Raw genomic sequence first — 16,145 nt, 5'->3', positions numbered from 1 at the left:
AGACGAGGCGGCCCGGCATCGGTCCGCGTTGGCCGCGGTCAGGCAGAATCGAACGGTCGCACCCGGACGACGTCAGCCCGACATCGGGCCCAGCGTCGGGTCGGCGCCCGGCCGGGCCGGATCGGTCAGGCGCGCTCGGCCTCGACCAGGCGAGTGCGGAGCCGGACCATCGCTGCGGTGTGCATCTGCGAGATGCGCGACTCGGTGACACCGAGGACGCGACCGATCTCGGCGAGCGTCATGCCCTCGTAGTAGTAGAGGACGACGACGATGCGCTCGCGCTCACCGAGGCACTCGATCGCGCGGGCCAGGAGGAACTTGGTCTCCGCTGCCTCGATCGAGCTGGCGGGGTCGAGCGTGCGCTCGTCGCCGAGCGTGTCGCCGAGCGAGACGCCGCCGGGGCGGTCGTCGCCGCCGCCGAGCAGCTCGTCGAGCGCCGCGACGTTCACGGTCGAGAGCTGCGAGTAGATCGCGCGCAGGTCCTCGACGGGCATCTCGAGGTGCTGGGCGACCTCGTCCTCGGTCGGGGTGCGGTGCAGCTTGGCCTCGAGCTCGGCGTACGCGCGGTCGACGGAGCGGGCCTTCGTGCGGACCGAGCGCGGGACCCAGTCCATCGCGCGCAGCTCGTCGATGATCGCGCCGCGGATGCGGGACGAGGCGTAGGACTCGAACTTCACCGAGCGGTCCGTCTGGTACTTCTCGATGGCGTCGATCAGGCCGAACATCCCGTAGGAGACGAGGTCGGCCTGCTCGACGGTGCTCGGCAGGCGCATCCCGACACGGCCGGCGACGGCCGACACGAGCGGGGCGTAGTGGAGGATCAGGCCCTCACGAGCACGTGCCGACGGCGCCGCCTTGTAGTCCTCCCACAGGGCCTCGACCTCCTCGACCGAACGGCTCGGCGCCACCGGGGTCCGGGGGGCAGGCACACCGCGCGTGATCGGGACCGACGCGGGTGCCAGCACGTCCACCTCGGCCGACCGGGGCTGCGGGATGACGCCCTCGGGCGCCGTGCTGGTCAGACGGGTGTGCACCGGGAAGGCGGCGTCCAGCTGCGTCGTCATCGTCGACTCCATTGTCTTCGTCATGCCTCGGGGTGCACGTGCTGAAACGTCGAGCGGACGCGCTCGGCGGAAACGTGGATGGAACGCTGCGTCGTGGCGAGGCTCGCGTCACCGTGCCGGAAGCCATCCTCGAGAAGCAGGAACAGATCGCCGAGATATGCACGGTTCGTGCATGTCGACATTCCCCGCCGGACGCCCCCGCGCACCGAGAACTCCGACTGCAGGAGCGCCCGACCGGGCGTCCTCGTCTCGATCTCGGTGGTGTTCATGTGAGTACGGTGACCTGAAACACAGCAGGTCACAAGCAGCACTTTCACCTACCCGGCCTAACGCTGGGCGAATCCCGGCACAATGTCCGATTCGCCGACGAACAATGGCCCGATTGCGCGAGTTTTTCACCCGCGCATCCCCTCACCCCAACTCATCCCTGAGCCCTTCCGGCGCGCCTTCTGGACACGGGCGCGCGGTCATGATGTGGCGATTCTCACCGCGACCCAGCCGGTACCCCGGCGGACCACCCACCCGGAGAGCTCGAGGAGGCCCACGACACCGCGCGCCTCGGCGACGGTGACACCGGCGAGGCTCGCGACCCGGTCGACGTCCGTGGGCACGCGACGTGAGAGGGCGTCGAGGACGCGCGACGACACCGGGTCGAGCGAGTCCTGGTGCCGGGCAGCCCGACCGTCGGCCGAGCGGGCTGCGTCCGCCGCGGCCTCCAGCCCGGAGCCGATGACTCCTGCGAGCTCTCGCACCTCGGCCGCATCGGTGACGCACACCGCGACGCCCTCCCGCAGCAGCCGGTGACAGCCGGCCGAGGCCATCGAGGTCACCGGACCCGGCACGGCCCCGACGGGTCGCAAGAGCCGGGCCGCATGGTGCGCGGTGCTCATCGCGCCCGAACGCCACGCGGCCTCGACCACCACCGTGGCCCGACCGGCCGCGGCGATCAGCCGGTTCCGCTGCAGGAATCGGCTCTTGGTGGGCAGGCTGCCCGGTGGCACCTCCGACACGAGCGCTCCCCCGGCCCCCACGACCGCCTCCAGCAGTCGCGCGTTCCCCGCCGGATAGGCGCGGTCGACCCCGCCCGCGAGGACCACGAGCGTCCGCCCGCCGCGCGCGACGGCCCCGCGGTGCGCCGCCGCGTCGATGCCGTAGGCGCCGCCCGAGACCACGCACAGGCCCTCTGCCGTCAGTCCGTCGGCGAGGTCGAACGCGACGCGCTCCCCGTAGGACGTCGCCGCCCGCGACCCGACGACGGCAACCGACGGCGCGAGCACGGCTCCGAGATCCGGCTCGCCACGGACCCACACACAGAACGGCGCCTCGGACCCGAGATCGTCGAGCGCGGACGGCCATCGAGCATCTCCCGGCACCAGCAGCGTGCCGCCCAGTCGGTCGAGGTGCTCGAGGTCACGGCGAGCGTCACAGTCGGGCAACCGGACGGCCCACCGCGCGACTGCCTTGGCGACACGCCTCCGGTCGGCGTCGTCGAGCGGACCATGGCGTTCCTCGAGCCCGGCGAGGTCAGGCCCGCTCCGGACAGCCGCCCGGACCCACTCAAGGGCTCCCACGGCACCCAGCAGGTCCACGACCGTCCCGGCGACGACGTCGCCCGGCTCCACCAGGGCGCTCCACGTCGCGCGTGCCAGCATCTCGGCGCCGTCGCCGCTCATGCGCCGTTCCCCCGCGTCCGCAGCAGGAGAGCGCGCCCCACGTCGGCGCGCACCGGCGCCGCCCGCCCGGCCAGGTCGGCCAACGTCCACGCGACCCGGAGCACCCGATCGACCCCGCGCAGGCTCAGGGTGCCGCGATCGAGCGCGCGGTCCAGGTCCGCGACGAGACTGCGATCGGGCCCCAGCCGCTCCCGCAGCCAGCTGCCCGGGACGTCACCGTTGGTGCGCCACGGCGTCCCCACGAGCCGGAGCGCCTGCGCGGCACGTGCGTCGAGCACCCGCGCAGCCACGACGGCCGACGACTCCCCCGCGCCGCCGCCCGCCCGCGCCGGGCTCAGCTCGACCTGGAGGTCCACCCGGTCCAGCAGCGGCCCCGACAGCTTGCCGAAGTACCGGCGCCGCTGCTCGCTGCGGCACGTGCACGCGAGCCCCTTCCCGACCGCCTGACCGCACGGGCACGGGTTCGCGGCGAGGACCAGCTGGAAGCGGGCCGGGTACCGGGCCGTCCCCGCGGCCCGGTGCAGCACGAGCTCACCGTGCTCCAGCGGCTGCCGCAGCGTCTGCAGCACGGCCGTCGAGAACTCCGGTGCCTCGTCGAGGAACAGGACGCCGCGGTGCGCCCGCGAGGCCGCCCCCGGTCGCGGGACGCCCGACCCGCCACCCACGACGCTCGCCGGTGTCGCCGTGTGGTGCGGGTCCTCGAACGGCGGACGACGGAGCAGGCCGTCGCCGGGGTCGAACGCGCCCGCCACCGAGTGGACCGCGGTGACCTCGACGGCGTCGGCCTCGGACAGGTCGGGCAGCAGGCCCGGCAGGCGGGCCGCGAGCATCGTCTTGCCGGTGCCGGGCGGCCCGACCATCAGCAGGTGGTGCCCACCCGCGGCGGCCACCTCGAGGCACGCCCGGGCGTCGTCCTGACCCACGACGTCCGCCAGGTCCAGCGCCGAGACCCCGGGAGTGCGCGGCACGGCCTCCGGGGCCACCGGCGCGACCTCGGGCACGTCGACGGTCGCCCCGTAGCCCGCTGCGACCTCGGCCAGGCTCGTCGCTCCCACGACCTGGGCACCGGGCACGAGCCGCGCCTCCGCCGCGTTGGCCTCCGCGACGACCACCCGGCACCACCCTGCGGCGACGGCGGCCGCGACGGCGGGCAGCACCCCGCGCACGGGGCGGAGCCGGCCGTCGAGGCCCAGCTCACCGAGGTGGACGACACCGCGCGGCGCGGCCGAGTCGATGGCCTCGGCACCTGCCAGCGTCGCGACGGCGATCGCCAGGTCGAAGCCCGAGCCGGACTTCGGCAGCGTGGCCGGCGAGAGGTTCACGGTGATGCGCCGGTTGGGCCACGCGAGCCCGGACGACGTCACCGCGGCCCGCACCCGGTCACGCGACTCGGCCAAGGAGGCGTCCGGGAGCCCCACGAGCGTGAACGCCGGCAGCGAGGGCGCCAGGTGCGCCTCCACGTCGACCACGTGCCCGGTCAGCCCCACGAGCGCGACCCCGAGCGTCCGGCCGAGGACCATCTAGAGCACCCCCACGAGGTGGTCCACCTGTGCAGCGCCCCGGGCGGGCAGCAGCACCGCGATCACGTCGACCCGCACCGACCGCGGGTGCACGTCGTGCGCGGCGAGCCACTGCGCCGCAAGCCGGCGCACGCGTGCGAGCTTGCGGGCGGTCACCGCCTCGGCGGGATGCCCGTACGCGACCGACCGACGCGTCTTGACCTCGACGACGACCAGCTCGTCGCCGTCGAGCGCCACGAGGTCGAGCTCACCGTCCCGGGTCCGCCAGTTCCGGTCCAGGACGTCCCATCCGCGGTCCCGGACATGGGCTTCTGCCACGTCCTCCCCGTACCGCCCCACTGCGTCCTTCGCGCGCACCGGACCACCTCCGGGCACGACGCTGCCAGCGGGGTGCGGTGAGAGGGACCACAGCGGACGTCCTCGTGGACGCCGTCACGTCTGTGCGGGCTGTGGGCGGCTCGACACGAACCGCGCTGCGCCGAGGCCTGCCGGGCTCGAGCCGTCAGCGGGCGAAGCCTGCGCTGCCGCCCAGGTCGAGCTCTGCCTTCGCCAGCTCCTCGACGTTCACGTCCTTGAACGTCACGACGCGCACGGACTTCACGAACCGGGCGGAGCGGTAGACGTCCCACACCCATGCGTCGGCGAGCGTCAGCTCGAAGTAGACCTCGCCGGCCGCCGAACGGACCTGCAGGTCCACCTGGTTGGCGAGGTAGAACCGCCGCTCGGTCTCCACGACGTAGGAGAAGAGCCCCACGACATCGCGGTACTCGCGGTACAGCGCGAGCTCCATGTCGGTCTCGTAGTTCTCCAGGTCCTCCGCGCTCACCGGGACATCATCCCCCATGCGTGCAGCCGGGGCCGCGCGACGCCACGAGAGCGAACGGTCAGACCACCCCGTCGAGAGCAGTCGCCTGCTCGAGGAGTACCTCGTCGACGATGTCGTCCTCGTCGACCACCAGCACCTCGCCCGTCCCCGGCAGCCGCCAGGAGCGGCGATGCAGCACGCTCGGACCGAGCTCGCGCAGCGCCGCCATGTGCTCGGGCGACGCGTACCCCTTGTTCTCGTCCCAGCGGTAGGCGGGGTGCTCCGCGGCCAGGTCGACCATCATCGCGTCCCGCTCGCACTTGGCGAGGACGCTCGCCGCCGCGACGGAGGCGCACGTCCGGTCCGCCTTGACGCGCATGTGCACGCGCGGCGCGGGCACGGCGGGGTCGTCGTCGACCGTGAAGAGATCGGCCTGTGCTGGGCGGCTGAGCCAGTCGTGCGACCCGTCCAGCAGCACGACGTCGACGGGTCCGACGGTCGCGGCGACGGCAGCCAGGGCGCGCGTACCCGCGAGGCGTAGGGCCGCGATGATGCCGACCTCGTCGATCTCCGCAGCGCTCGCGTGCCCGACGGCACGGGCGAGCCCCCAGCGACCGAGGGCGGGCAGCAGGCGGGTGCGCGCCGCGGGTGCGAGCAGCTTGGAGTCGGCGACGCCCTTCGGCGCGGACTTCGTCGTGACGTCCACGACGACGACACCGACGCTGACCGGACCCGCGAGCGAGCCTCGACCCACCTCGTCCATGCCGGCCAGGAGCCGTGCACCGTCCCGCAGGAGCACCCGTTCGTGGCGCAGGTGCGGTGCGACGCGCGGCGCGGTCGCCCTCGGTGCGGCGAGCAGGGTCACGGCTGGTCGGGCACGTCCGCGAACGTGCTGGTCGGGTTGCGGAGCAGTCCCATGCGCTCGATGGGCCACACCGTCACGAACGCCATGCCGACGACGTTGTCGATGGGCACCGACCCGCCGCCGGGGTTGCCCTGGTTGTAGCGCGAGTCCGACGAGTGGGACCGGTTGTCACCCATCACCCAGATGCTGTTCGGGGGCACCGTGATGTCGAACGCGATGTCGCTGGGCTGCACCCCCGCCGCCAGGTACGGCTCGTCGAGCGGCTCGCCGTTGACCACCACGGGCCCACCAGCCACGGCGGAGACGTGGTCGCCGGGAAGCCCGATGAGGCGCTTCACCAGGTGCTCGTTGGCGTCGGCCGGGTAGAGCCCGATGAACGTGAGGGCAGAGTTGATCGCACCCCGCACCGGACCCGGGTCCGGGGCGGCGTCGGACGGGAGCCAGCCGCCGGGGTCCTTGAACACGACGATGTCACCGCGGCGCAGGTCGAACGGGCCGGGTGTGAGCTTGCTGACCAGGATCCGGTCGTGCTCGATGAGCGTGTCGTGCATCGACTGGCTCGGGATGAAGAACGCCTGCACCAGGAACGTCTTGACCAGCAGCGAGAGGACGATCGCGCTGACGAGGATGATCGCCGTCTCACGCAGCAGGGACCCTGCGCCGCTCGGGCGGCGGCCGGCGGCGTGCCGGCGGGTGGCCGAGTGGTGCGCGGACTGGTCGTCGTCAGGCACGGTCACGTCCGGCATCCGGGGCCCGGCACCGGCTCCGTCGGGCGACTCCTGGCCCGGCCACGACGTGGGCGACGAGTCTTCGTCGAGGTCGCGGGGAGGTCGGTCGATCACTCGCACACTCTCGCACGCGCCAGGCCCGGACGCGCACACGACCAGCCCCCGAGATCGCGCGTCGTGACCGGGTCATCGTCGCCGTGACCCGACGCTGTGACCGCCACGCCTCTGACCAGCACGTGGGCCTCCCGGGGACGCCGACGGGCGGCCACCGGAATCGGTGACCGCCCGTCGGGACAGCTGTGCGAGGAGGCTCAGGCCTTCTTCGCGGCGGGGGTGAAGTCGCGCTTCTCCTTGATCTTGGCCTTCTTGCCACGGAGCTTGCGCAGGTAGTACAGCTTCGCGCGGCGCACGTCACCGCGCGTCACGACCTCGATCGACTCCAGGCTCGGGGAGTGCACGGGGAACGTGCGCTCGACGCCGACCTGGAAGCTGACCTTGCGGACGGTGAACGTCTCGCGGATGCCGTCACCCTGGCGACCGATGACGACACCCTGGAACGCCTGGATGCGAGAGCGGTTGCCCTCGACGACCTTGACGTTGACCTTGAGCGTGTCGCCGGCGCGGAACTCCGGGATGTCGGACCGCAGCGATGCTGCGTCGACCTGGTCCAGCGTGTGCATGTGATGTCACTTCCCCGCCCTGCCACAGGTCAGGAACGTCGTCGAGGGCGTCACGGCCGCCCTGTGCAGGGCAGGACCGGCGTCCTTGGTCTGATGGTCCGGTGCGTCCGGGTCCGAAAGCCCGGGTGGTCGTGAGTCGTCTCCCCTGTGGCAGAGACGCAACCTGCGCGCACCAACGGGCAAGTCTGCCACACCGGCCGCACCCACGGTAAATCGCGTGCTGAACCTCACGCGGCCGTCACGCTCGCGCGAGACGTCCGTCCACGGGCTGCCAGCCGAGCGTCGCGAGCAGGGCGAGGTCGTGCTTGTCCAGCTCATCGACGGGCAGCGCCTCGATGAGGTCGGGCCGACGGGCCGCCGTCCGCTCGAGCGCGGTGTCCCGGCGCCACCGGGCGATCCGTGCGTGGTGCCCGGACAGGAGAACCTCGGGGACCTCCAGCCCGGCCCAGGCCGGCGGCTTGGTGTAGACGGGGTACTCCAGCAGCCCGGCGGCCCCGTGCGACTCCTCGACCAGCGACTCCGGGTTGCCGACGACGCCGGGCAGCAGGCGCGCGACAGCCTCGACCACGACCAGCGCAGCCACCTCGCCGCCGTTGAGCACGTAGTCGCCGAGGGAGAACTCGGTGACGCGTCCCCGCGCGCGGTAGTGCTCGGCCACCCGGGCGTCGATCCCCTCGTACCGACCACAGGCGAGCACCAGGTGGCGCTCTCCGGCGAGCGCCTCGGCGGTGCGCTGCGTGAACGGCTCCCCCGACGGCGTCGGCACCAGCAGGTGGGCGTCGTCATCGAGCAGCTCGTCCAGCGCGGTCCCCCACACGTCGGGGCGCATCACCATGCCCGCGCCGCCGCCGAACGGGGTGTCGTCGACGGTCCGGTGCCGGTCCGAGGTCCAGTCCCGCAGGTCGTGCACGCGCAGGTCGAGCAGCCCGCTCGTGCGCGCCTTGCCCACGAGCGAGAGCTCGAGCGGTGCGAGGTACTCGGGGAAGATCGAGACGACGTCGATGCGCACGGTCAGTCGTCGTCCCCGACGGTCTCCTCGGACACGACCAGGTTGGCGGCGTCGGAGGCGAGCAGCCCACCGGGCGGGTCGAGGACCACGCGACCGCCGGCCACGTCGACGACCGGCACGATGACCTTGACGAACGGGATCAGCGTGCGGGCGCCGTCGGGCTCTCGCAGGACCAGCATGTCGTGGGCCGGCAGGTGCTCGAGGCCGATGATCTCGCCGAGCACCCGACCGTCCACGTGCTCCGCGCGCAGCCCGGCGAGCTCGTGCGGGTACCAGGCGTCGTCCTCGTCGGACGTGTCCTCCTCGACCACCAGCTCGGTGCCGCGCATCGCCTCGGCCGTCGTCCGGTCGGTGATCTGCGCGAACGTCACGTACCAGCGGTCCTGCTGGGTGCGCGTGCTCACCACGGTGAGGGGTCCGCGCGCCGCCGGCTCGGTGGCGAGCACCGCGCCGACGCCGAACCGGTCCTCGGGGTTGTCGGTGCGCAGGTCGAGGGCGACCTCTCCGCGCAGGCCGTGTGCACGGCCGATCCGCGCGACGGTCAGCTGCATGAAGGGTTCCTCACATCGGGGCACGGTTGTTTGGTCATGGCGAAGGCCCGGTCCCCAGGTTAGGGGACCGGGCCTTGCGCGATCGTTCAGCGTCGGTCGACGTCCACGACGTCGACGCGGACGGCGCCGTCCGTCGAGAGCGCGCCGACGACGGTGCGCAGCGCACGAGCGGTCCGACCGCCACGGCCGATGACGCGGCCGAGGTCGTCGGGGTGCACGCGCACCTCGAGGAGGTCACCACGGCGCAGCGTCGACGCGTTCACGCGGACGTCGTCCGGGTGGTCGACGATGCCACGCACCAGGTGCTCGAGAGCGTCGGCGAGCATCAGGCCTGCTCGTCCTCGGCGGGAGCCTCGGCAGCAGCGGCCTTCTGCGAGGCAGCCTTCTCGGACGCCTTCGCCTTGGCCTTCTCGGCGTCGAGCGCGACGGCGTCGATGGCGGCCTTCGGGTCGACCTTGTCGGCCTTGGTGCGCAGGGTGCCCTCCTGGCCGGGGAGGTTCTTGAACTTCTGCCAGTCACCCGTGATCTTGAGGAGCACGGCGACCTGCTCGGTCGGCTGCGCGCCGACGCCGAGCCAGTACTGCGCACGCTCGGAGTTGACCTCGATGAACGAGGGCTCCTCGGTGGGGTGGTACTTGCCGATCTCCTCGATCACGCGGCCGTCGCGCTTGGTGCGCGAGTCGGCGACGACGATGCGGTAGTACGGAGCGCGGATCTTGCCGAGACGCTTGAGGCGGATCTTGGTGGCCACGGTGTGGTCTTCTCCTGATGTCTGCTGTGGGTGACCTCTCCGCGCATTGCCCGTGGGGTGGGCGCGCCGGGAAGGTCGGGGACACGACGAACGCAGGTAGAGGGGCTGCGGACGCCGGGTACAGCCGACCATTGTGCCAGATGTGCACGGTCGGTCCCAACCATGTCGCACACGTCACCGACGCCCGGCGACGACCTCTCCTCGCAGCACCACGGCACGCGGAGCGGCGAGCGCCTCGATGTCCTGCCGCGGGTCCGCTCCGAAGACGACCAGGTCCGCCGACGCACCCTCGTCGAGGCCCTCGGCGCCGAGCCACGCACGGGTGCGCCAGCTGGCCGCGGCCACCACGTCGAGGGCGGGGATGCCGGCGCGGACCAGCTCCGCGGCCTCGTCGGCGATCTTGCCGTGGGCGATGGTTCCGCCGGCGTCCGTGCCGACGAGCACCGGCACGCCGGCCTCGTGCAACTCCCGGACGAGTGCGTAGCGGTGGGCGTGCAGCGCGCGCATCCGTGCGGCGAACACCGGATAGCGCGAACCCTGAGCGGCGATGGCCTCGAACTGCCCGATCTGGAGCAGCGTCGCGGTGACCGGGATCCCGGCGGCGGCGATCCGGTCGATGTGGTCGGGTGTCGCACCCGTGGCGTGCTCGAGGCAGTCGATGCCGGCGTCGAGGAGCGCGTCGAGAGACTCCGTCGCGAAGGTGTGGGCGGTGACCCGGGCGCCCGCCGCGTGCGCCTCGGCCACGGCGGCGGCCAGGACGTCCGCGGGCCACAGCGGGCGCAGGTCACCCTCGTCACCCAGGTCGCGGTCGATCCAGTCCGCGACGAGCTTGACCCAGCCGTCACCTCGGGCCGCCTCCTCGCGGACTGCCGCAGGAAGCTGGTCGACGGACTCGAGCTCGCGCCCGTAGTGCCGCAGGTACCGCTTGGGACGGGCGAGGTGCTGTCCGGCGCGGATCAGGCGCGGCAGGTCGTCGCGGTCGTGCACCCACCCGGTGTCCGCCGGTGATCCGGCGTCCCGGACGAGCAGCACCCCCGAGTCGCGGTCCGCGAGGGCCTGCTTCTCGGCCGTGCCGTCGTCCACGGGGCCGTCCGACGCCAGGCCGATGTGGCAGTGCACGTCGACCAGCCCGGGCAGGACCCAGCCCTCGAGCACCGTGTCCTGCGCGTCCCGCGCGGACGACGGGCGCTCGAACGTGATCCGGCCGCCGACGACCCACGCCTCGCCGACCTCACGCTCGTCGTCCAGGACGATCGTGCCGCGCAGGTGCAGGACCACGAGGGCTCAGCGTCCGCCGAGGAAGCGGTCCAGACCGGCGGGGAGCTCGATCTCCGTGGGCGCAGCAGGCTCAGCCTTGGGCGCGATCCCGAACGCCGAGCCCTGCGGTGCGGCCGGCTTGCTCGTGATGCCGCGTTCCTGCTCGGCGCGCTTCGCCGGGTTGCCCGACTTGCCCTTGACCTTGCGCACCGGCGCCGCAGAGCGGCCGCGCGACTTCTTGCCACCCATGCCGGGCAGGTTCCCCATGCCGGGAGGCATGCCGGGCACGCCGCCGCCCTTGGCCATCTGGCGCATCATCTTCTGCGCGCCGTCGAAACGCTCCAGGAGCTGGTTGACGTCGCTGGGCTTGGTGCCCGATCCCGCGGCGATGCGCGAGCGGCGCGAGCCGTTGATGATCTTCGGCGTGCGGCGCTCCGCGGGCGTCATCGAGCGGATGATCGCCTCGATGCGGTCCACCTCGCGCTCGTCGAAGTTGTCGAGCGCCTCCCGCATCTGCCCCATGCCGGGCAGCATTCCCATCATCTTCTTCAGCGGTCCGGCGTTGCGCAGCTGCTGCATCTGCGTCAGGAAGTCCTCGAGCGTGAGGTCCTTCCCGGACGCCAGCTTGTCCACCATCTCCTCGGCCTGGCCGGCGTCGAACGCCTTCTCGGCCTGCTCGATGAGCGTGAGGATGTCGCCCATGTCGAGGATCCGCGACGCCATGCGGTCGGGGTGGAACACCTCGAACTCGGTGAGCTTCTCACCGGTGGACGCGTACATGATCGGCTTGCCGGTCACGCTGGCGACCGACAGCGCCGCGCCACCGCGGGCGTCACCGTCGAGCTTGGACAGCACCACGCCGGTGAACCCGACACCGTCCGCGAACGCCTGCGCGGTGGTGACCGCGTCCTGGCCGATCATCGCGTCGATCACGAAGAGGATCTCGTCCGGGTCGAGTGCGTCGCGGATGTCGGAGGCCTGCTGCATGAGCTCGGCGTCGACACCGAGACGGCCGGCGGTGTCGACGATGAGGACGTCGTGCAGCTTCGTCTTGGCCGTCGCCAGACCCTCGCGCGCGACCGCGACGGGGTCCGCGCCGAACGGCAGGAGGTCCTCGCTGCCTTGGTTGCCGGGGTGCGGGGCGAACACGGGCACGCCCGCGCGCTCCCCCACCACCTGGAGCTGCGTGACGGCGTTCGGCCGCTGGAGGTCCGCCGCGACGAGCAACGGCGTGTGGCCCTGACCCTTCAGGTGCAGCGCGAGCTTGCCGGCGAGTGTCGTCTTGCCCGCACCCTGCAGACCCGCGAGCAGGATCACCGTCGGCGGGTTCTTGGCGAGGTTCAGCGTGCGCGTCTGGCCACCGAGGATGGCGACGAGCTCCTCGTTGACGATCTTGACGACCTGCTGCGCCGGGTTCAGCGCTCCGGACACCTCGGCGGACAGCGCGCGCTCGCGGACGGCACCGGTGAACGAGCGCACGACCGGGACGGCGACGTCGGCGTCGAGCAGGGCCCGGCGGATCTCGCGCACGGTGGCGTCGATGTCCGCCTCGGACAGCCGCCCCTTGGTGCGCAGGTTCTTGAAGGTCGACGTCAGTCGGTCGGACAGGGTGGCGAACACCTGCGGGTCCTCACGCTTCGGGTTTCACGGACGTCCTAGGGTACCTGCCAGCTCCCGGGTGGCCCGTGCCGTCAGGTCGTCGACGAGGGTGGCGCGCCACGTGCTCCACGCCTGCGGGCCGGCCGCGCCGGCGTCCGCCTCGGTCAGGGCACGCAGCAGCGAGAGCAGGTCCGGGCGGTGGTCGACGGCGTCGAGCAGCCGGGTCAGCGTCGCGGGATCGTCGTGGTCTGCCGTCGTGGCCAGCTCGGCCAGCGTCAGGTGCTCCCGCACGAGGCGCACGACATCGGCCGCCACCTGCTCGTCGAACCCCATCCGCAGGACGATCGGACCCGCCAGCCGGGCCCCCTCGGTCGAGTGGTCGCCGGCGCCCGCCCGCTTGCCGATGTCGTGCAGCAGCGCCGCGAGCAGGAGCGTGTCGCCGTGCTCGACGACCCGCTTGTCGCGTCCGGCACGCGCGACGGTCTCCACCAGGTGACGGTCGACGGTGTGCCGGTGGATCGCCGACCGCTGCGGCCGGTTGCGCACGCCCGCCCACTCGGGGATCCACGTGGTCACGACGCCCGCCAGGTCGAGGGCCTCCCAGATGGGCACCTGCGCCGGGCCGGAGCCCAGGAGTTGCAGCAGGTAGCCGCGCGCGGCCTTGGGCCAGGGAGTCGGCAGCGGCGGGGTGGCCGTCAGGCTCGCGACGGTGACGGGCGAGAGGCTCAGCCCCGTCCGGGCGGCCGTGGCCGCCGCCCGCAGCGACAGCAGCGGGTCCTCGGCCGGTCGCGCCTCGACGGCGAGCACGATCTCGCCGTCGTGCTCGACCAGGTCCTCGGCGATCGTCCGCAGCCGCGGGGCCGTGCGCCGGCCGCGCACGAGCATGGTCGTGCGGGCCGGTCGCTGCAGGGCCTGCCGCGCGTTGCGCACGGTGGTGTCGAGCGCGTAGGAGATGACGCGCGCGGCCTCGGCGATGCTCGCCAGCAGGTCGTCACGGTCGTCGAAGCCGACGAGTGCCGCGACCTCGTCCTGGTCGGCGAGCAGCAGCCGGTTGGTGTGCCGGCGCGTCACCACCTGGACCGTGTCGCGCACGTCGAGGAGGTGGGCGTAGGCCATGTCGACCGCGCCGTGCGGGCGGTCGGTGAGCCAGGTGGCGGCGAGAGCGCTGAGCACGACCGCGTCGCGGATGCCGCCGCGCGACTCCTTGAGCTCCGGCTCGATGAGGTAGGCCAGCTCACCGTGGCGCTCGGCGCGCTGACGCGTGGAGGCCAGGAGCTCCGGCAGGCGACGGCGCGCGGCCGACCGCCAGTCCTCCAGCAGCGCGGACTTGGCGCGGGCGATGACGACGGCGTCGCCCGAGACCGGCTGCAGGTCGAGGAGCCCGACGGCTGCCGGGAGGTCCTTCGACGCGACCTGACGGCACTGCGCGAGCGAGCGGACCGAGTGGTCCAGGTCGAGGCCCGCGTCCCAGATGGGGTACCAGAGCTTCTGCGCGAGCGCCGAGAGCGCCTCGGTCGAGTGGCCGCGGCCCTCGTGCACGAGCAGCAGGTCGAGGTCGCTGACCGGGCTCGCGTCGCCGCGCCCGACGCTGCCGACGGCCCCGAGCGCGATGCCCGAGACGTCCTCACCGTCGGTCGCGAGCTCCCACTGCTCGCGGAGCCGACCCACGACGAGCTCGACGATCGCAGCCCGCCGGGCGATGCCGTCGGAGCCGGGCCCGGTCAGGCCGGCGGCGAGCTCGAGCCGCTCAGAGCGGAGGTCCCGCACCCCGATCGCGGGGTGCGGGACCTCGGGCGACCCGTTCGCGGCCGCGCCCCCCGCGGGCGGCCGTTCCTGTGTCATGTGTGTCTGGTGACCGTCCTGATCAGAGGGCGTCGTCGCCGTGCTCACCGGTGCGGACGCGAGCCACGTCCTCGACCGGCACGACCCAGACCTTGCCGTCGCCGATCTTGCCGGTCTGCGCCGCCTTGACGATGACCTCGGTCACGCTGGCCGCGTCCTCGTCGCTCACGAGCACGTCGATCTTGACCTTGGGGACCAGGTCGACCGTGTACTCCGCGCCGCGGTAGACCTCGGTGTGACCGCGCTGACGGCCGTAGCCGCTGGCCTCGCTCACGGTCAGACCACGGACACCCGCGGCCTCGAGGGCCGACTTGACGTCGTCCAGCCGGTGCGGCTGGATGACCGCCGTCACGAGCTTTGTCATCACTTCACCTCCGTCACGACGCGGGCGCCGACGCCCAGCGTCTCGTATGCGGTCTCAGCGTGGACAGCCAGGTCGATACCGCCGACCTCGGCCTCGTCGGACACCCGCAGACCGATGGTGGCCTTGAGGATGAGCGCGATGACGTACGTCGCCGTGAAGCTGAACAGCACCGCGGCGAGCGCCACGATCGTCTGCGTGGCCAGCTGAGTGACGCCCCCACCGTAGAACAGACCGTTCTGGGCCCCGTCCGGGTACCAGGCGCTGTTCGTGTCGGTGGCGAAGAAGCCGATGAGGATCGTGCCGACCAGACCACCGACGAGGTGGACACCGACGACGTCGAGCGAGTCGTCGTAGCCGAACTTGAACTTCAGGCCGACGGCGAGGGCGCAGAGCACACCCGCGACGACGCCGATCCCGATCGCACCCCAGGTGTCGACCGCGGCAGCGGCCGGCGTGATGGCGACGAGGCCCGCGACGACGCCGGAGGCGGCACCGAGCGACGTGGCGTGACCGTCACGCACCTTCTCCGTGGCGAGCCAGGCGAGCATCGCGATGCCCGTGGCGAGGAGCGTGTTGAGCCAGGCGCGACCGGCCGTGCTGTCCGCGGCGAACTCCGAGCCCGCGTTGAAGCCGAACCAGCCGAACCACAGGAGCGCGGCACCGAGCATGACGAACGGCAGGTTGTGCGGCCGCATGGCCTCCTTGCCGAAGCCGCGGCGCTTGCCGAGCACGAGCGCCAGCACCAGGCCGGCGGTACCGGCGTTGATGTGGACGACCGTTCCACCGGCGAAGTCGATGGGGGTCGACAGCCCTTCGGTGAGGCCGGTCGCGCTGAGCAGACCGCCGCCCCACACCCAGTGGGCGAGCGGCAGGTAGACCACGGTGACCCAGACGGCCGTGAACGTCAGCCACGCACCGAACTTCATGCGGTCGGCCACAGCACCGGAGATCAGCGCGACCGTGATGATCGCGAACGTCGCCTGGTAGCCCGCAGCCACCAGGAACGGCACACCCGACGCGGCCATCAGGCTCTGGTCGTCGGTGGCGCCCTGCAGGCCGAAGAACTCGAACGGGTTGCCGAGCCACCCGCCGCCGAGGTCTCCGCCGAAGACGGCCGAGTAGCCGTACAGCACCCAGATGAGCCCGGCGACGCCGATCGCACCGAAGCTCATCATCATCATGTTGAGCACGCTCTTGCCGCGCACCATGCCGCCGTAGAAGAACGCCAGCCCCGGCGTCATCAGCAGCACGAGCGACGCGGCGGTGAGCATAAACGCCGTGTTCCCGCTGTCCAGCTCGAATTCCATCGAGATCGCCTCTCCACTCGCCAGCCGGGGGTGGCTGGTCCGGGGATCACAGTCGACGAACGGCGTTTCCGTCAGGGGCGAAGCACGTTACGTCGGTGTGACAAGCCTCACCCGCACGTAAACGTTCGGT

At 72.4% G+C, this 16,145-nt stretch carries 18 protein-coding genes; all 18 read right to left on the bottom strand.

Annotated features, from left to right (window positions below):
* Positions 1-125: 125 nt before the first annotated feature.
* Entirely contained in the window at positions 126-1,064 is a 939-nt protein-coding gene (gene whiG, locus J2X26_RS13105) for an RNA polymerase sigma factor WhiG (protein ID WP_307492884.1), read from the bottom strand.
* A gap of 20 nt (positions 1,065-1,084) precedes the next feature.
* A complete protein-coding gene (locus J2X26_RS13100; RefSeq protein WP_307492883.1) occupies positions 1,085-1,333 on the bottom strand; it encodes a hypothetical protein in 249 nt (82 codons plus the stop codon).
* 198 nt (positions 1,334-1,531) lie between these two features.
* Positions 1,532-2,737 (bottom strand): DNA-processing protein DprA, encoded by a 1,206-nt coding sequence (dprA, locus tag J2X26_RS13095; RefSeq protein WP_307492882.1) that lies wholly within the window; start codon positions 2,735-2,737, stop codon positions 1,532-1,534.
* On the bottom strand, positions 2,734-4,257 hold the full coding sequence (locus J2X26_RS13090) for a YifB family Mg chelatase-like AAA ATPase (RefSeq protein ID WP_307492880.1): 1,524 nt from the start codon (positions 4,255-4,257) through the stop codon (positions 2,734-2,736). The genes dprA and J2X26_RS13090 overlap by 4 nt, the downstream gene beginning before the upstream one ends.
* Entirely contained in the window at positions 4,258-4,614 is a 357-nt protein-coding gene (locus J2X26_RS13085; protein WP_307492878.1) for a YraN family protein, read from the bottom strand. It lies immediately after the preceding gene.
* Positions 4,615-4,759: 145 nt separating this feature from the next.
* Positions 4,760-5,083: a DUF2469 domain-containing protein gene (locus tag J2X26_RS13080; protein ID WP_055922267.1), complete on the bottom strand. Its 324-nt coding sequence runs from the start codon at positions 5,081-5,083 to the stop codon at positions 4,760-4,762.
* Positions 5,084-5,141: 58 nt separating this feature from the next.
* The gene (locus tag J2X26_RS13075) at positions 5,142-5,927 is read right to left on the bottom strand and encodes a ribonuclease HII (RefSeq protein ID WP_307492875.1); all 786 of its coding nucleotides are present in this window, start codon (positions 5,925-5,927) and stop codon (positions 5,142-5,144) included.
* Positions 5,924-6,769, bottom strand: a complete 846-nt coding sequence (gene lepB, locus J2X26_RS13070) for a signal peptidase I (RefSeq protein WP_307492873.1) — start codon at positions 6,767-6,769, stop codon at positions 5,924-5,926. Before lepB ends, J2X26_RS13075 begins: the two co-directional genes overlap by 4 nt.
* Positions 6,770-6,966: 197 nt before the next feature.
* Positions 6,967-7,335 (bottom strand): 50S ribosomal protein L19, encoded by a 369-nt coding sequence (rplS, locus tag J2X26_RS13065; protein WP_307492871.1) that lies wholly within the window; start codon positions 7,333-7,335, stop codon positions 6,967-6,969.
* 238 nt (positions 7,336-7,573) lie between these two features.
* Positions 7,574-8,344: a tRNA (guanosine(37)-N1)-methyltransferase TrmD gene (trmD, locus tag J2X26_RS13060; protein ID WP_307492869.1), complete on the bottom strand. Its 771-nt coding sequence runs from the start codon at positions 8,342-8,344 to the stop codon at positions 7,574-7,576.
* Between the two features lie 2 nt (positions 8,345-8,346).
* The gene (gene rimM / locus J2X26_RS13055) at positions 8,347-8,895 is read right to left on the bottom strand and encodes a ribosome maturation factor RimM (RefSeq protein ID WP_307492868.1); all 549 of its coding nucleotides are present in this window, start codon (positions 8,893-8,895) and stop codon (positions 8,347-8,349) included.
* An 86-nt stretch (positions 8,896-8,981) separates the two neighbouring features.
* Positions 8,982-9,221, bottom strand: coding sequence for an RNA-binding protein (locus tag J2X26_RS13050; RefSeq protein WP_055922281.1), 240 nt, complete (start codon positions 9,219-9,221; stop codon positions 8,982-8,984).
* Positions 9,221-9,646 carry a 30S ribosomal protein S16 gene (rpsP, locus tag J2X26_RS13045; RefSeq protein WP_055922285.1) on the bottom strand — a complete coding sequence of 142 codons (426 nt, stop codon included), beginning with the start codon at positions 9,644-9,646 and terminating at the stop codon, positions 9,221-9,223. Before rpsP ends, J2X26_RS13050 begins: the two co-directional genes overlap by 1 nt.
* 174 nt (positions 9,647-9,820) lie before the next feature.
* Positions 9,821-10,924 carry an amidohydrolase family protein gene (locus J2X26_RS13040; RefSeq protein WP_307492864.1) on the bottom strand — a complete coding sequence of 368 codons (1,104 nt, stop codon included), beginning with the start codon at positions 10,922-10,924 and terminating at the stop codon, positions 9,821-9,823.
* A 6-nt stretch (positions 10,925-10,930) separates the two neighbouring features.
* Positions 10,931-12,523, bottom strand: a complete 1,593-nt coding sequence (gene ffh, locus J2X26_RS13035; RefSeq protein WP_307492863.1) for a signal recognition particle protein — start codon at positions 12,521-12,523, stop codon at positions 10,931-10,933.
* 24 nt (positions 12,524-12,547) lie between these two features.
* On the bottom strand, positions 12,548-14,344 hold the full coding sequence (locus J2X26_RS13030; RefSeq protein ID WP_307492862.1) for a [protein-PII] uridylyltransferase: 1,797 nt from the start codon (positions 14,342-14,344) through the stop codon (positions 12,548-12,550).
* Between the two features lie 22 nt (positions 14,345-14,366).
* Positions 14,367-14,708, bottom strand: coding sequence for a P-II family nitrogen regulator (locus J2X26_RS13025; protein WP_307492861.1), 342 nt, complete (start codon positions 14,706-14,708; stop codon positions 14,367-14,369).
* The gene (locus J2X26_RS13020; RefSeq protein ID WP_307492860.1) at positions 14,708-16,015 is read right to left on the bottom strand and encodes an ammonium transporter; all 1,308 of its coding nucleotides are present in this window, start codon (positions 16,013-16,015) and stop codon (positions 14,708-14,710) included. The genes J2X26_RS13025 and J2X26_RS13020 overlap by 1 nt, the downstream gene beginning before the upstream one ends.
* Between the last annotated feature and the right edge of the window lie 130 nt (positions 16,016-16,145).

It is taken from the genome of Cellulomonas humilata (assembly GCF_030814415.1).
In the GTDB taxonomy this organism is placed as follows: Bacteria; Actinomycetota; Actinomycetes; order Actinomycetales; family Cellulomonadaceae; genus Cellulomonas; species Cellulomonas humilata_A.
This window is presented reverse-complemented; position numbering and strand designations above follow the sequence as displayed.

What these genes read in the sequence shown, in the direction of transcription:
- J2X26_RS13100 (WP_307492883.1), bottom strand. Translation starts at nt 1,333, where the DNA reads ATGAACACCACCGAGATCGAGACGAGGACGCCCGGTCGGGCGCTCCTG.
- rimM (WP_307492868.1), bottom strand. Translation starts at nt 8,895, where the DNA reads ATGCAGCTGACCGTCGCGCGGATCGGCCGTGCACACGGCCTGCGCGGA.
- rplS (WP_307492871.1), bottom strand. Translation starts at nt 7,335, where the DNA reads ATGCACACGCTGGACCAGGTCGACGCAGCATCGCTGCGGTCCGACATC.
- dprA (WP_307492882.1), bottom strand. Translation starts at nt 2,737, where the DNA reads ATGAGCGGCGACGGCGCCGAGATGCTGGCACGCGCGACGTGGAGCGCC.
- J2X26_RS13025 (WP_307492861.1), bottom strand. Translation starts at nt 14,708, where the DNA reads ATGACAAAGCTCGTGACGGCGGTCATCCAGCCGCACCGGCTGGACGAC.
- J2X26_RS13050 (WP_055922281.1), bottom strand. Translation starts at nt 9,221, where the DNA reads ATGCTCGCCGACGCTCTCGAGCACCTGGTGCGTGGCATCGTCGACCAC.
- J2X26_RS13090 (WP_307492880.1), bottom strand. Translation starts at nt 4,257, where the DNA reads ATGGTCCTCGGCCGGACGCTCGGGGTCGCGCTCGTGGGGCTGACCGGG.
- whiG (WP_307492884.1), bottom strand. Translation starts at nt 1,064, where the DNA reads ATGACGACGCAGCTGGACGCCGCCTTCCCGGTGCACACCCGTCTGACC.
- J2X26_RS13030 (WP_307492862.1), bottom strand. Translation starts at nt 14,344, where the DNA reads ATGACACAGGAACGGCCGCCCGCGGGGGGCGCGGCCGCGAACGGGTCG.
- J2X26_RS13020 (WP_307492860.1), bottom strand. Translation starts at nt 16,015, where the DNA reads ATGGAATTCGAGCTGGACAGCGGGAACACGGCGTTTATGCTCACCGCC.